Origin of the sequence: Pseudopedobacter sp. (genome assembly GCF_040392825.1) — a bacterium.
Taxonomy (GTDB): Bacteria; Bacteroidota; Bacteroidia; order Sphingobacteriales; family Sphingobacteriaceae; genus Pseudopedobacter.
Genome location: NZ_JBEBVH010000066.1, coordinates 1 through 16,762, shown reverse-complemented (window position 1 = coordinate 16,762; position 16,762 = coordinate 1). Strand labels below are relative to the sequence as shown.

At 34.2% G+C, this 16,762-nt stretch carries 12 protein-coding genes; 7 read left to right on the top strand and 5 right to left on the bottom strand.

The genetic code is table 11. The features are described 5' to 3' along the window. A partial coding sequence (locus ABWO41_RS06815; protein ID WP_353135425.1) for a hypothetical protein occupies positions 1 to 947 on the top strand: 947 nt, incomplete at its 5' end. A gap of 33 nt (positions 948 to 980) precedes the next feature. Here ABWO41_RS06815 and ABWO41_RS06810 read toward each other — a convergent pair. Both ABWO41_RS06810 and ABWO41_RS06805 read right to left on the bottom strand, forming a co-directional pair. Next, positions 981 to 1,736, bottom strand: coding sequence for a DUF1835 domain-containing protein (locus ABWO41_RS06810; protein WP_353135422.1), 756 nt, complete (start codon positions 1,734 to 1,736; stop codon positions 981 to 983). Positions 1,737 to 1,815: 79 nt separating this feature from the next. Beyond that, positions 1,816 to 2,625, bottom strand: coding sequence for an alpha/beta hydrolase (locus ABWO41_RS06805; protein WP_353135419.1), 810 nt, complete (start codon positions 2,623 to 2,625; stop codon positions 1,816 to 1,818). A gap of 99 nt (positions 2,626 to 2,724) precedes the next feature. On the opposite strand from ABWO41_RS06805, the gene ABWO41_RS06800 reads away from it, so the two are divergent. Beyond that, positions 2,725 to 3,630 (top strand): diacylglycerol/lipid kinase family protein, encoded by a 906-nt coding sequence (locus ABWO41_RS06800; RefSeq protein ID WP_353135416.1) that lies wholly within the window; start codon positions 2,725 to 2,727, stop codon positions 3,628 to 3,630. Here the strand turns inward: ABWO41_RS06800 and ABWO41_RS06795 are convergent. After that, on the bottom strand, positions 3,604 to 4,641 hold the full coding sequence (locus ABWO41_RS06795) for a metallophosphoesterase family protein (protein WP_353135413.1): 1,038 nt from the start codon (positions 4,639 to 4,641) through the stop codon (positions 3,604 to 3,606). The two genes, ABWO41_RS06800 and ABWO41_RS06795, sit on opposite strands and share 27 nt — an antisense overlap. A 149-nt stretch (positions 4,642 to 4,790) precedes the next feature. Between ABWO41_RS06795 and ABWO41_RS06790 the strand changes: the two genes are divergently transcribed. From ABWO41_RS06790 to ABWO41_RS06770, 5 genes are all read left to right on the top strand, one after another. Beyond that, entirely contained in the window at positions 4,791 to 5,594 is an 804-nt protein-coding gene (locus tag ABWO41_RS06790; RefSeq protein ID WP_353135410.1) for a hypothetical protein, read from the top strand. Continuing rightward, positions 5,584 to 7,611, top strand: coding sequence for a ComEA family DNA-binding protein (locus ABWO41_RS06785; RefSeq protein ID WP_353135407.1), 2,028 nt, complete (start codon positions 5,584 to 5,586; stop codon positions 7,609 to 7,611). The genes ABWO41_RS06790 and ABWO41_RS06785 overlap by 11 nt, the downstream gene beginning before the upstream one ends. Positions 7,612 to 7,613: 2 nt before the next feature. After that, a complete protein-coding gene (locus ABWO41_RS06780; protein ID WP_353135404.1) occupies positions 7,614 to 9,674 on the top strand; it encodes a ComEC/Rec2 family competence protein in 2,061 nt (686 codons plus the stop codon). A gap of 68 nt (positions 9,675 to 9,742) precedes the next feature. Beyond that, positions 9,743 to 11,620 (top strand): LTA synthase family protein, encoded by a 1,878-nt coding sequence (locus ABWO41_RS06775; protein ID WP_353135401.1) that lies wholly within the window; start codon positions 9,743 to 9,745, stop codon positions 11,618 to 11,620. A gap of 72 nt (positions 11,621 to 11,692) precedes the next feature. Next, complete coding sequence (locus tag ABWO41_RS06770) at positions 11,693 to 13,153, top strand: glycoside hydrolase family 130 protein (RefSeq protein ID WP_353135398.1); 1,461 nt, start codon at positions 11,693 to 11,695, stop codon at positions 13,151 to 13,153. Here ABWO41_RS06770 and ABWO41_RS06765 read toward each other — a convergent pair. Both ABWO41_RS06765 and ABWO41_RS06760 read right to left on the bottom strand, forming a co-directional pair. Further along, positions 13,142 to 14,149: a glycosyltransferase family 4 protein gene (locus tag ABWO41_RS06765; protein ID WP_353135395.1), complete on the bottom strand. Its 1,008-nt coding sequence runs from the start codon at positions 14,147 to 14,149 to the stop codon at positions 13,142 to 13,144. The genes ABWO41_RS06770 and ABWO41_RS06765 overlap by 12 nt on opposite strands. Further along, positions 14,150 to 16,408: a glycosyltransferase family 4 protein gene (locus tag ABWO41_RS06760; protein ID WP_353135392.1), complete on the bottom strand. Its 2,259-nt coding sequence runs from the start codon at positions 16,406 to 16,408 to the stop codon at positions 14,150 to 14,152. Between the last annotated feature and the right edge of the window lie 354 nt (positions 16,409 to 16,762).

Sequence of the window (16,762 nt, the reverse complement as noted above, 5' to 3'; positions counted from 1 at the left end):
CCATCTTTTTTATAAACGTAGTCCTAAAAAGGATGATTATGAAAACAAAAAACATCTATTTTATAAGTCTGCTCTTAATTACAATTTTTGCTTGTAATAGACAAAAAAACAGCAATAACGGCAGCACCCAACAAGATAGTACACTTCACACAACAGATAAACTGGAAGCTTATCAAACCTTCATTAATCAGCTCGATAGTTCCTCGGTAGAAAGCGCAACACTAGCTGCAAAGAAATATCAGGAACTCTTTTCAGATCAGGATCAGGATACCAACGATAAAGCTTACATTATTTTCGACTCTTATTATAAAAAGCTGACCAATTCTTTAAATGCCACTTTGGAAAAAGATACTGTAGACTACTCTCCTCTTTTCCTTCAAAACAATGCTCCTGTATCTCAGAATCTAAAAGATTATCAGAAAAAGCTTAAGGAGAACGGTTTTCAAGTGGCTTCTATAGAAGGAATGGCCTATATTGAGCAAGACAGAGACTTCGTAGCAAAATGGTTCGAAAATCGAGTATCTGCAACTATGCGTGAATATCTTCAGGAAAGAAATAAAGAAAACAAAGAAGGCTTTATGAAAGATGCCGGATTAGTTATTAGTGGGAAACAATATGTAGACAAACTAATTTGGTTAGAAAAATTTACGAAGTACCACAGCAGTTTCCATTTTGCAGATGATTTAAAGCAACAAAGAAAACGCCTTTTAGCTTTCTTTTTAACCGGAGCAGACAACACTCCTTTATTTGTTTATAGCACCCGTAATTTGAATCCTTATTATAAGGATGCCTATACTTATTTGCAAAGTACCTTCCCTAACTCTGAGACTAATCATATTGTAAGCCCTTATTTTCAGGCATTGCAAACGGGAAATAATAAAAAAGCAGATGAGCTGATAGCGGAGTACAAGCATAAACAACTGATAGAAGATTTTTCTAAGCTGTAATCAAAATAGCTAAAACAAAATCTTTAGCTGACATTATAAAATCAGTTTGTCATAAATGTTTTTTATTTGCGAATCGCCAAATCCATATATTCCCTCTCTGTCAGAGAATTCTGAGAAAACCAAATGAAAATCTGTAATACCACTGTCAATTATTTCCTTTATTACTTTCTCGGGTCTGCCCAATGTTTTGTCTGGTGGAAACCGATCTATATGAGCCCTGCAGACTGTTTCCAGATATTCAAAACAGTTTGTTTGTTGTTTAGACAACTCTTTCAGTCTGCTGAAATCACTACTTTGATAAGATTTCCATAAATTTTCTCCTAATTCAATATCTTCCGGCGGTATAAATTGAATTTTAGTATTGTATGCCTGCACTAATTTTTTGGCATTAGCTATCCCGAAACCTTTCCATCTGTCAGCCTTATTTTCTATTACCGGGAATACTCTACATATTTTTAGCGTTGGATATTTTGATAGAATGGCTATCGTAAACCACATATTTACCTGACAAAACAAATCATTCTCAAACCAAAGGCAAACTTCTGAATAATCAGGTATATGATTTAGTTTTGCAATTTCATTGACTGTTTTATTGAAATACTCTTCTTCTGAAATTTTATAGGTATTAGTAATAAATTTTGTCCGGGTGTTCCAAAAGTCGGTCATGTTACTGGCATAAACGCTTCCTTCAATTAAGCATTCTCTGCAAACTATAAAGTTTGGGTCAACTGTAGTTTGCTTTAATTGTTCGGCTAAGCAATCGCCATTTAGTACATGATATACAGACATTTCTGGTTAATGTAATTTGTTATATCACTAGCTTTTTAATCATTAGCTACCGTCCTGAATTACAAAAGGAAAATACCCTTTATTTTATCAAACGCTTCACCTCATTAATTAATAAGGGAAAAGCAGGATAAGCCATATTGTGTCCATAGCCGCCTAGTTCTAATAAACGCGTTTCTTTATGTCCAACTAATTTCATCATTCTTGCCATATAGGCATTTTCTTCATATCTGCCCAACATTTCCAATTCCCTATCTCCTGTTATTAATAATAATGGCGGAGCATCTGCCCGGGTATGATAAAGCGGAGCAAATTCATCTATTATAGGCTGAGTTTCTTTTATGCCTCTTTCTTTCCTTACTGTGAAATGAGTAATACATTGGCCGCTAAATGGAATCAACCCGGCAACTTCATTTGCGTCTACATTATATTTTGTAAGGTACTTTTTATCTAAAACAGCCATCATTCCCAAATATCCTCCTGCCGAATGCCCCGATATAAAAATCTTTTTTCTGTCTCCACCATATTCTTCAATATGATTAAAAACCCAGGCTATAGCAGCCGCACTATCGTCAATGGCTTGCATTACTTGCACTTTCGGACTCAATCTGTACCCGACACCAATAATACAGAAACCTTTATTTTTTAATGCATCTGGTATCTCTTTCTTTCCTTGTTCAATACCTCCGCCATGAAACCATAAAATAGTAGCAAATTGTTTAACATTCTCAGGATAATAAATATCTATAATGCACCTCTCCTGCGCATAACTATCAGTTTTATATATCGCTTGGGGATAATATTTAATATTATTTAAGGTTTTATATGCTGTTGTCTGTCCAAAAACCTGAAGTTGAAGGGTAATTAAGAACAGGGCGATAAAGTTTTTCATTCTTAAAATTAATAATCTTGTAATACTTTTTCGCTAAAATCCTTAAACAAACTGCCTAACTTGCTGTTGGTAGATAAATTCGACATAGAATGATGTTGTATGATATTTGACAAAACGCTTTTAATTATCAACCATAAGTCTGGAAAACAGAAGAAAGAAAATATTTTGCATCGTTTTGAAGAATACATGCAAAATAAGCAGACAGATCATCAGGTGCTACAACTAACAGTAGATCCGAAAAAAGCCATCAAAGATAAAATAATGGCTTATGGACCCGATGTTATTATAGCTGCAGGTGGCGATGGCACGGTAAACATGATTACCGATATTATCCAAAATCAAAACATCAAATTATTGATATACCCATTTGGTTCGGCAAATGGAATGGCAAAGGATTTAAACATGCCTGCAAATTTTGATGAAGCACTAAACTTATTGGAAAACGGGCGAACAGTAAAACTGGATTTATTGAAGATTAATGAAAATACGTCTATACATCTTGCAGATGTTGGTTTAAATGCCAGAATTGTGAAGCGTTTTCAATTAGACAATAAGCGAGGTATGTTCACCTATGCCAAATACCTTTTTAATGAAGTCTTCTACATAAGGAGCAAAAGATTTATTATTACTTACGGAAACGTAGAAAGAAAGGTAAAAGCCGTTTCACTAACTTTTGCCAACGCCACTATGTACGGCACGGGAGCAGTTATAAATCCGGAAGGAAAAATGAACGATGGTCTTTTTGAAGTATGCATTGTAAGACCTTTCCCAAAAATTAAGCTATTGTCTATTGCTTTTCATATGTTCACAAACAGGCTGGCCTATTCGGAATTTTTTGAGACCATACAGTGTAAACAGGCTGTTGTAACCTGTGCTAAGAAAACACTGTTACAAATAGATGGAGAAGTTATTGGAAAGGTAAACAAAATAGAACTGGAATGTTTGCCCGGAGCAATCCAGACTATTATTCCTAATAATTTAGACTATCCAACTTTGGTAGGCTAACTCGCCCATCTTATTGTATTTATTGGTAAGTACAGTTTCTATTTTAATACTTTTATCAGTGTAGAACCTTAATATAAAAAATCCCTTTGCAGAAACAGCAAACTTAGAATATTTCCCCTTAATAACGTAAGTAGATTTAGACGCTGCTCCGCTGATGATATGATGTGTACTGTACTTTTCTATATACTGCAAGTTATGCTCATGACCGGAAATATAAAACATACCCGGGTTGGATTTAAATATAGCCTTCATTCTTTTTCTTAAATAGCTATATTTAGGATGAGCAATATCTTCTTTAGCACCAATATACTTCCTGTACAAAGGAATTAATGATCCTACAAAAGGCATAGGTACATAAGCTTTCTTTTTATAAAGTGTTAAGGGAAAGACATGATGTTTCATCTTATATTTCCCCCCATGAAGAGAATAGCTATAAATAGGGTGATGGCCTAAAATAATAATTCGTTTACCTGCATTTTCTGTAGCAAGAACGTTTAATTTTTTAAAAAAATCCTGCTCACTTTCCACACATGCATTTTGCTTACCAATGGGCTTATCACCTTCCTGCATCCACCATTGTGTATCTATTGCTATTATACATACATAATCGGTATTTATAATTTCTGCAGGTCCTGGACAAGCGTTTTGTGGATAAAAAACTTGTTGCTGAAATAGGTTATTGAAATAGCTTTCCTGTCTGAGCAAATAGTTCAATCCATCTTCTTTGCCTTTGTTCCAATCATGATTTCCTGGTATAAATACTATTTTTCCTTTATATGATTTCAGCGTCTCATAATGTTTATAAGCGACAAGTTCCGCTTCAGATCTTAATACATCGTCTTTTTCTGGCATTCCTTTAGGATAAATATTATCACCCAAAAAAACCACACATGAGTTGTCTTGCTTAGGCAGATGTTGACGTACCAACTCTAACAATTCGTCTTTTCCATTACGATTAACATTTCCGGAATCTCCTACTAAAAGCACTTCAAAAGCAATTTCTTTTCGCATATTCAATCAACAACAAAACCATAAAAAAGATTTTATTTCTTTAAAAGACAATAAAAATATATTATATTTATAGTTAATAAAAACCAATAAACTAAATCAAATAAAAATCGGGACAATAAAAACAAAACCTGATAACAGACAATCCTCCCATGAAACAAAAAATACTTATTCTATCAGTAATTTTGTTAACTACAAAAAATGCAAAATCACAATTTATATCAGGTGCTAAATTCTCAGCACTCGCTAACGCTTCAGTTGCTTTACAGGATCTTTGGTCAGCCAATATCAATGCTGCCGGCTTATCGCAAATGAAAGCTCTAAAAATAGGTATTGCTTACGAAAATAGATTTTCTGTAAATGAATTGGGCAGTAAAACCGCCATTGTGGCCGTTCCTTTTAAAAATTACGTGGTTGGAGCTTCGGTACAAAGCTACGGCATTCAGGAATTTAAAAACTTAAAGGCTGGAATTAGCTTGACAAAATCATTTGGCCCAAAACTATCTACCGCTATTAGAATAAACTTTCATCAGCTCCATATCGATGACTATGAAAATGAAAATGCTTTTACTATAGATTGCGGAATCCAATTTCAGGCCTCACCTAAACTGAGGTTGGGTGCACATGTTGCAAATCCGAACCTGGTTGCTTATAAAAGAATTCAAGATCAAAATATAGAATCGCATATAAAATTCGGTGGCGTTTTTAGCTTTAGCAATAAACTGCAGGCTTCTTCAGAGATTGAAAAAGGTATTAACAAACCTATAGATTATAAAATGGGATTGAATTATCAGATTATGGATTTTTTAGCGCTGAGAAGCGGTATTTCTGTTAACACTTTTAGACAATATGGTGGATTTGGACTAACCCATAAAAAACTGGTTATAGATTTTGCCATCAGTAATCACAACGTTCTAGGTTATTCACCTCAACTGGCAATCGCTTATGAATTTTAAACCTTATCTGTTTATCATTCTATTCAATTTTCCAGCTTTTCTCAATGCGCAGACAGAAGACGAGATTATTGAAAATTGGGTAGATAACATGTCCGATAATATGCCTGAAGATTTTGACTATGGAGAATTAACAGAACGACTGGGCAAATACCAAAAAGTCCCGTTAAACTTAAACAAAGCTACCAGAGAAGAACTGAAAGAGCTTTTTTTTCTAAGTCCCATCCAAATAAATAATCTCCTGAATCATATAGAAAATAACGGAAAACTTTTAGAGGTTTACGAGTTGCAAAGCATAAGTACATTCGATCTGGCAACCATTAAATTGTTGTTAAATTTTGTCACAATAAATCCCTCAAGTAGCTTTGAGGGTTTCTCTTTAAAGCAGCTCGCCAATCTGGGTATACATGATTATATGCTAAGATATAGCAGAGTATTGAAATTACAGAAAGGGTTTACGATAGATAAAAGCTCAGATCGAAGCAGATATTTAGGATCACCGGACAGACTGTTTTCGCGTTACCGATTCAATTACAGAAATAGTATTCAGTTTTCTTTAAACATAGAAAAAGATGCGGGTGAATATGCGTTGCATCGTAAAACTGGTGCAGATTTAATTTCTGCTAGTTTATATATCAAAGACATAGGGCGGTTTAAAAAGACAGTTGTTGGAGACTACTCATTACAATTTGGCCAGGCATTAAGCTTATGGAGTGGACTAAGTTTTGGAAAAGGTGCCGATATTACTACTATTGTAAAGCAAGATATAGGGCTTCGACCTTATACCTCTGTCAATGAATATGCTTTCTTTAGAGGCATAGCAACTCAGATAAATATTGGCAACATATACTTTACCCCATTTATTTCATATAGAAAATTAGATAGCAGCAGTGATTTGGATGAAAATCAAAATCTGATAATTCATAGTTTACAGCAATCGGGATTACACAGGACACCAAACGAATTAGCTAACAGAAAAAGCGTATCACAACTGGTTTACGGAGGAAATATTGAATTTGAAAGCAATAGCTTTTCATTGGGATTTAATGCTTACAGAACTGAATTCAAAGCTCCTTTCGTTCTTCAATCAGAACCTTATAAACTTTTCGATTTTACCGGTAATAATCTTACCAATATGGGTATACACTATACTAAATCTTTCAGAAATTTTTACTTTTTTGGAGAAGCAGCACACAGTTTAACCAGAGGATTTGCTTTTCTGAACGGTGCAATGGCTAGTCTGTCCGATAACTTATCATTCGTGGTGTTCCAGAGAAATTATCAAAAAAACTATCATTCCTTTTTTAACCAGGCAATTAGCGAAAGCACCAATGCATATAATGAAACCGGATTTTATTCTGGCTTTAACTATAAATATGGTAAAAAGTACAACCTGTCCTTTTACACCGATCTGTTTAAATTCCCCTGGCTGAAATATCGTGTAGACGCCCCTTCTTCTGGTCATGATATTTTAAGCCAGTTTATTTACACACCTTCTAAATCTTTACAGTTTATACTAAGATATAAACTAAAGGAAAAAGAACAGAACGGATCATCATCCGGATTAGAAACCTATCGAAGGCAAAACTATCGTCTGGAAATCCAATATCAGGCAAACAAGACTCTCACAGTAAAAAATCGGGCGGAAATAAGTCAATACAAAACAGCTTCTACAACTAACAAATACGGATTTATGGCTTTTCAGGATATTAAATATTCACCTTCAAGATCCAGATTTTCTGGAAATCTGAGATACACACTATTCGACACTCAAGGTTTTGATACCAGAATATATGCCTATGAAAACGATGTCCTTTACGCCTACTCAAGCCCCGGATTTCAAAATAAAGGGATGCGTTTTTATATAAATGGAAGGTACCGAGTAAAACGAGGACTGGATTTTTGGATAAAATACAGTATCACAAAATATCAGGAATTAACAAGTATAGGCTCAGGATTAGATGAAATACAAGGAAACAGCAAACCCGAAATAAAAATCCAAATAAGATACAGATTTTAATAGTGAACTTTTTTAAAGAAGAAATACCTTTTTTCAGACAGATATGGTTCTTTATCTCCGGTATCTGCTTGTCAATTGCATTTCAGATTAAACCGCACAACGGTTACTTGTATAGCTGGATTATTCTTTTTGCTTTCTTCATTACATTTTTAGTTATTACCAAGAAGAAAAAGTATTTCTTCCTGAATTGGATTGCTGGTATTTTAGTAAGCATACTTTTTATGCTTTCCGGAATAATATGGTGTAACCTCCACAAGGAAATATATTGGCAAGACCATTTTTCAAAAACAGAAGCCTCTCATTTAGTTGTAATTGTACAGGAACCACCCAAATTAAAAGGCGACATAGCCCGCTTTCCCGTTAAAGTTAAACGTACAATAAACACCGATTCTGTTTATGCTACTTCCGGAAAATTGTTACTTGCCCTGCGTTTCGACACCACTAAGCAGTTTACTATAAAATATGGCGATTGTTTGTTAATTAAAGCTAAGTATTCAGAAACAGAACCTCCATATAATCCGGCAGAATTCAACTATAAACGCTTGCTATCATATAGACAAATATACCATCAAAGCTTCATCAATATTAACGAAACCAAACACTTAAGTGCTGGTAAAGGCAACCTGATTATTCAGTATGCTTTAAAATTTCGGCAAGGTTTGGTACAGGATTTTAAGAAGTACTTAAAAGATAAAAACTCGCAATCTGTAGCTTCTACCCTAATATTAGGCGACCGGGCAGATTTGGATCAGGAAATACTTAGTGCTTATCAAAATACCGGAACATTACATGTACTTTCTGTTTCCGGCATGCATGTTATGATTGTAGTATTCATGCTTAATTTTGCATTTAAACGCTTTGACAGGTTTAGAACAGGGCGGGTTATAAAACTATGTTGTATGCTAATTCTTATTTGGACATACAGCATAGTTACCGGATTAGCTCCTTCTATTTTACGGGCAGCTCTAATGGTTACATTTCTTCTGTTATCCAGATTTTCATCTGGAAGGTCCAATAGCTATAATGTAATAGCTATAGCAGCTTTTATAATCCTTTTAATCAATCCGTTAAACCTGATGGATATTGGCTTTCAATTATCATTTCTGGCTGTATTGGGATTAATTCATATTTATCCAAAGATCTATCATCTCTACTCGCCCAAACATAAATTAATAGACGCATGTTGGCAATGCATATGCGTTTCTTTAGCGGCTCAAATTACAACAACACCTCTCAGTCTGTTTTATTTCCATCAATTTCCTATATATTTTATTCTCGGAAACTTATTTATGGCCTTACCTGCAATGATAATTATGATTGGAGGATTTGCGTTTTTAGCAATCAGAATCGATTTCGTACAATATTGGATAGGTCTTTTTCTTAATCATTTCATAGATTTCACCAATAAGGGACTACTATACATAGAACATCTTCCATTCTCTACTTTAGATAAAATTTGGTTAAATAAACTCGAGTTAACATTACTGTATTTACTTTTATTAATATTCCTCCTTCATAAAAGGTCTGGATATAAAATTTTAATCGCAGGCTCAACCATCCTCATTTTAACATTATCATTCGCTTTCAAAAACTTAAGTTCCATAAATCAACATAAAACACTTTTCTTTTCGCTTAGAAAAAACACTGCTATTGCATATATAAAAGGAAAATCATGCATATTAGTTACAGATTTAGACACACTGGAATATACCTACAGGTTTTCTGTAAAACCATATCTGGATAGTTGTGGTATAAAGAATATCCAATTTTCAGACCCACACTTATACGAAAATGAGAATATTTATACTTTTGGAACCAAGACTTTAAAATTCATCAATCATAGAAAAAACACTTTCTCTCGTTCCAAAACTGATTGGCTTTTGATTAGTGGAAACAGAAATTACCGCCTCGACAGTCTACGTAAAACCTATCATTCAAACCGTATATTTATTGATGGTAAAAATTCGGATTTCATAGTAAATAAACTTAAACAACAAGCCGATTCCTTAAATCTTGATTATTACATTCTTAAAAGATCCTATGCAAAAGAAATCGATCACTAATCTGTTAAAATCTCATAAAAAATTAACACGAAGAATTGTTTAAGTTAACAATGTATTACCTTTACGGCATGCTAAAAAGCCTTGCCTTCTTTCTGCGTTATTATATTTTTTGGATAACCTTTTTTGCTATCAATCGTGTAGCATTCGAACTTTGGAATAGCACTAAATTTACGGGAATAACTTTCACCGAAATTTTAAAAACATATTTATACGGCTTGCACATGGACGCTTCTATGTCTGCTTATTTTTCAGTAATTCCATTCTTAACAGCAATCATTTGCTGGAATTTTCATAAATTAAATTTTCCCAAAAAAGCTTTGTCTGCTTACACAGCAATACTTTCTGTATTGACGGTAATTATTACTACCATAGATTTCAATATTTATACCGAATGGGGAAGCAAAATAAGCGGAAAAGTTATAGATTTTTTAATAGAAAGTCCTAAAGAAGCGATGGCTTCCAGTGGTTCATCCCCCCTTTTTCTAATTTTCTTATTTTCTGCTTCTTTGTTGATTCTGGCTTATATTTTATATCAATTTATTGTAATTAAGGATATTTTCAGAGACCGAAAAACCTCATCCATCGCAAAAATATTTTTCTCTTTACTTGTATTGGGCCTGACTTTTCTTGGAATAAGAGGCGGATGGAAAATTGCACCAATGAACCCCAGTCAGGTTTATTTTAGTGACAAACCCATACTTAATCATGCAGCTTTAAATACCAATTGGTTGCTGATGTCCAATTATCTTAAAAAGTCTGAAAATAAAAACCCTTTTCTATATTTCTCTAACGAAAAAGCAGACTCTATAGTCAATAACTTATACGCAACAAAACACGACAGCACTTTAAAAATATTAAAAACAGACAAGCCAAATATTGTTTTGGTAATTATGGAAAGCTTTACTGCCGACGTTATAGCTGATCTGGGAGGCGAACAAAACGTAACACCTCATTTTTCTAATTTAATTAAGAATGGTTTACTTTTCGATCATATTTACTCTTCCAGCGACAGAACAGACAAAGGAATAGTAGCTGTATTAAGTGCATTTCCATCTCAAGGTCCAAAAAGTATTATTAAAGAAAACGACAAGCAGGAAAAACTACCTTCCATTTCTAAAGAACTGGTTAAGAATGGCTATTTCACTTCTTTTTTTTATGGTGGATATACGGAGTTTGCTAATTTCAAATCTTATCTGTTAAGCCATCAATTTAAAACGTTAATAGATGCAAGCGCTATCGAGAGTAAAGATTTAACATCAAAGTGGGGAGCATATGACGAAGTTGCCTTCCAAAATCAACTGGATTTTCTAAAAACCGAAAAACAACCTTTTTTCTCCACTATACTTACGCTTAGCAATCACGAACCTTTTATGTTACCAGCAAAAGGAAAATTTGGCGACGACAACCTCGAGAATAAGTTTAGAAGTACAAGTTATTACACCACGGAAAAAATTCAGGAATTTTTAAGTACAGCAAAAAAGGAAAATTGGTATAAAAATACCATTTTCATCTTCATAGCCGACCATGGGCATCGTCTACCTAAAAATGTTAACGAAATCCATCAGCCTAACAGATATCATATTCCACTACTCATTTATGGAGAAGCTTTAAAAGAAAATTATAGGGGAAAACGTATTTCCACATTTGGTAATCAAACAGATATTGCATCTACATTGTTAAGGCAGCTAAACCTGCCTTCCAGTAATTTTAAATACAGTTACGATTTGCTAAATCCAAATACAACAGGCTTTTCTTTCTATGTCTGGCAAAATGGCTTTGGTATGATCACAAAAAATGGAGCCATTTCTTTTGATCCAACAGCCCATAACATCATCTATACAGAACCAAGGGATATGCCTGCATCCCTAAAGAACGAACAATTGGAACAAGCGCAGGCATTAATGCAAAGTATTTATCAGGACTATATAGATTCCAAATTCTATTGATGATAAATTACTTCCGATAAAACATTTCTTAAAAAAAGGAGTTTATTTTTTGTATAAAAGCAAACTCCAACTATGAGGATTCCAATAAAAAGAAAAGATATACGAATTATGCCCGATCCAAAAAGGGTAATTTCCAGATTCTTTTATGCAGGTCCCGAAAGAGCTATTTCTATTCTGGACAAGATTTATAATTTATCTGAACACGAGGTAGAAGAACTCATCTTGCCATTACTACAAGAATTTTCAAAAAGACATAGAAATATCACAAAGATCTTTAAGAAAAATGCAAACAAATTATTTAAAACACTAAAAAAAGATCTTTCAGAACTAGATCAGATTACATTTTACAGAAAACTACTTATCGGAGCATTTTTCACACATGAATATTCCATAGAATCGGCTGCATTTTTTAACCCCTCTATTGTAGAAGACCCTTACCAGGGAAATTTAGAAGAAGGCCAAAGACGTATAATTATTAGTTTCAGAGCTGTCGGGGAAGGTCATATATCATCTATAGTCTTCAGAAGCGCATTAATAGATTGCAACAACGACATAACAGTAACTCCATCCGGAAGATATGTAGACGAAGCTGAAATCATTAAAAATAACATCTATTCCAAAAAGTTCTTTTTTGAAAAAGCAAATGACTCCCATATTGCCGATGAAACTATCGGGCTAATGGACCAAAATCTCCCCGAGAAATTTGATTACCGTGAATTAAAAGAAATCATAGATCGTTTAAAACGCGAAAAAAACTATAAAGACCTAGATAAAATACTTTGGCTCGCAGACTCTTATCATGAAATCAATTTTTCTTTAGATACAGATATCTCAGATAGAATAATTTATCCCATCTCTGAATTTGAAAGAAAGGGAATCGAAGACGCCAGATTTGTTAAATTTATTAATGAAGATGGGAGCTATAAATATTATGCTACCTATACTGCATACGATGGCGATGTAATTATGCCTAAGTTATTGGAAACTACAGATTTTTATAATTTTAAAGTCAGACCCCTGTACGGAGAAGGTGCAAAGAATAAAAACCTTGCTTTATTTCCCAGAAAAATTGGTGGAAAATTTGCCATGATGTCAAGAATAGATGGCTGGAATAATTATATTATGTATTCCGAGAAAATCAACATTTGGAATAATCCAATGTTACTGCAAGCCCCTCAACATCCATGGGAATATATACAAATTGGAAACTGTGGATCTCCTATTGAAACAGAACACGGATGGTTAATCATATCTCACGGTGTTGGCCCTATGAGACGGTATTGCCTTAGTGCTAGTTTACTCGATCTGGAGAATCCAAGTATTGAAATTGGGCGCTTAAAAGAACCGTTATTGGTTCCTAATAAAGACGAAAGAGAAGGATATGTCCCTAATGTAGTCTATTCCTGTGGTTCAATTATTAATAACGGAGAACTAATAGTTCCTTATGGACTCTCGGACTACTCAACTTCCTTTATGACTGTAAATATCGATGCGTTATTAATCAAGCTAAAAGAAGATAAATTATCTTCCTAAAATCTGGCAATATAATCTGTAATATTCTTCCGCCATAGCGTTGGCGGAGAATCTCTTACGGGCATACTCAGAACAATAGTGTCTATCAATATAAGATAAACTACTTACTGTCTCTACCGCCTCATCAACAGTAGTTACTAAAAAGCCAGATTTTTTATCCTCAATAAGTTCCGGCATAGACCCTCTGTTAAAAGCAATTACCGGTGTTCCACATGACATTGCTTCTACTACACTTAATCCAAAGGGTTCATTAAAATTTATTGGATGTAATAGCGCTAAAGCCTTACCTAGCAACAAGTTGCGTTCATGGGGATTTACATGACCTATAAATTCAATTTGTTCACCCAGAAATGGTTGCACACATTCTTCAAAGTATTTTGAGTCCTGGATAATGCCTGCAATAATTAGCTTCTTTTTACTGTTCAATGCTATTTGTATAGCTTCCGCAGTTCCCTTATCGGGATGTATCCTACCTAAAAAAACAAGATAATCATTCGTTATCGCCGAATAATCAAACTCATCTAAATTTAAACCATTATAAACTGTCCCTATATACTTCAGATCTTCATGTCGGTCAGAATTACTGATAGATGCATAAAAATTATTATCATTATACATCCGATAAACTTCTACAATTTTTTCCGAAGAAAACCCATGTATTGTTGTTAACATGGGTACATTTATCAACCTGGAATAAGTCAATGGCAAAAAATCAAAATGGTTATGGATAATATCAAATTCACCAGCATGTTCCATTGCATTTGCAATGTGCAAACACTCTACAACTTTGGGATCCTGGGTCTTATCGCTCTCATACCCTTGTTGAATTATGGCATTTAATTTAGCATTACTAATCGAATCTTTTGTAGCAAAAAGTGTAACATCACATCCCAACTCTACCAAACCTTCTGTTAAATTTGAAGCTACCTGTTCCCAGGGACCATAGTGTTGCGGTGGTGTTCTCCAGGCAACAGTAGACAATACACCTACCTTCATTTACGCCTCAACCCTTTTTGCCGCTACCGTTTCAAATTCATACTCTTTTTCCACAGCCTGTAAAACCGTTAAATAAGATATAAAGTAAGCTAATGTACTTTCTGCTCCCTGATTCCTGTTTAGCCCAATCATTGTTAGTCCGTCACAGCAGCCATTGGTTTCATAGTCATATAAAGGAACACGAAGTGTATTCTCTCCTAAAAACCATAGAAATGCTTGTTGCATTTTCTTTATATAAGAAATATCACTTGTTAATTTATAAGCCTGGAAATACATCATCACTGCTGCCATAGTTTCTATGGCCTGTTGATCGAACACAGCCTTTTTACTATCTCTATAAAACCAGCCATCATTACCTATAGGATTATAATATCCCTTATCTAAAGTTTCCTGATCCAGAAAATCTAAAGTTTTAAAAGCAACTTCTTTATAAATAAACTCATCAGTCACCTCATAAGCTTTCAATAAAGCCATTGGTAAAATAGCATTATCATAAGTCAACTTATCCTCAAACCATTGCCAGTCCGACCTATTATGTTCCTGATAAGCTTTCACCATTTTGTCTGCAAGGAAAATCAACTTATTTTTTACTTCCTTATCACTGTTACAGCTTAAATAATGGCTTAAACCAATAATACTGTTGGCAAAACCCCTAATGTGTTCTAAATTGTCAATATGCTTCAACGAATTAAAAAACAATTCTTTAGCAAACTCTTTATAGGAATTGTTAGGCGAATTGCAGACCATAAAACCCAATGCCCAAAGCGTTCGTCCAAAAGAATCATCGCTGCCACAGTCATCTAGGTATTCTCTTCTGAAACTCAGGAAATTCCGGAAATTGCCATCATCACACTGCATATATTGAATAAAGCTCAGATAAATCGGAAGTAAATTTAATGCCTCTTTATTCTTAAATTGATTATAAGCCATAAGTACCATAATCAACGCCCTTGCATTATCGTCCATGCAATAACCTTCCTTTAAATTGGGTATTCCATAACGGGCATGTTGAACTATTCCGGTATCATCTGTTAATCTTTTCACATAATCAAGATTAAAGCTTGGCAAACGCTCTACATCTATTGTGAAATTTTCAGCCTTAACCAGGTACTTCTCTTCTTCAATCATTTCATTTAACAGCTCAAAGTACTTTTTACCTATTTTTGGGTAACGAATCTGCAAACCATAGTTATACGCATTCGCTTTAATTCTCGAAAGTTCACTATCATCAGCCAATAATTCATTAATAATCACAGCCAGTCTCTCATAGTCCTTGAATGGGAATAATTTCCCCCTATCTTCAGCTAGAAGCTCTTCGGCATGCCAATATGGAGTAGAAACCACCGCTGCTCCAGCCCCCACAGCATAAGATAATGTACCACTGGTAATTTGCGCTTCATTTAAATATGGAGTTATATAGATTTCAGCTGCTCTCAGGTAATTCACCAATTCGTCTTCCGGTACAAACGAGTCAATAAAATGAACGTATTTACTCACTCCCAAATTTTTAGCTAGTTGTTTAAGACTATCCCTATATTCTTCCCCTTGTGACAGTTTAATACTTGGATGAGTACTTCCAATAATTGTGTAACTAACATCCGGATGATTAGAAACAATACTTGGTAAAGCCTTAATTACTGTTTCCAAACCTTTATTTCTTGAAAGCAAACCAAAAGTTATTAAAGTTCTCTTATCTTTAAAATACGGGTTTTCGAGTATTGGATTACTCTGAGTTATATCATAGTCCGGAACACCATGTGCTATTAGAGCTATTTTATGTCTCGGTACCTCGTAAATACTGGTTAAGAAATCTACAGCTTTCTCCGCCATTACTACAATTTTGGAAGACTGCTGAGCTATTTCCTTTATAATCAATTTTTGTAAATAAGTAGGATCCTGTAATACCGTATGAAGTATTGTAATTAATGGTTTATTAATTCTATATAACATCGGTAAAACATACACACCACTCTCCCCGCCATATATTCCAAACTCATGTTGCATAATACATACATCAGCAATTCCCTGATTTATAGCATTTGCTGCTTTGATGTAATCTTTTTGTCGCTGCTGTCTGATAATGAATCGTACATCTTTCGGATAATGATATTGATTTAAATTGTCCGAATCATTTATTGCAATAACAAAACTTTTACTTCCTGGTTCGTTATTGCTTTCAATTGCATTTTTCAAATTAGAGTTAAAAGTAGCTAACCCACACGCTCTAGGTGTATAGGTTGAAATATACGCGATATTCATAGATAAAGAAAAAATTAATAGTGATAGATTGCACCTTATGCAAGCTAATATTATGCCAATAAGAAGAATAATATCGAGGAATTTTTAATTAACTATGAATTAGCGTAAAAGCAAATTGAAACTATAAAGATTTCATAATAAATTTAAACCATTAGCCCTGAATTAGCCATAGTAATAAATAAGCCTAACAGGATGTCATTTGTCAGGGACATTGGTCATTTCGTTTTCCATCAAGGTACCGGTAGACTCAAGTAAAGTTCACTGAATGATATCCACTTAACCATCCAGGGCCTGGAATCCCAAAGATCCAGGGTTTTGATAGGCATCCTGCTTTAGGTTAACCTTATGTTTGAT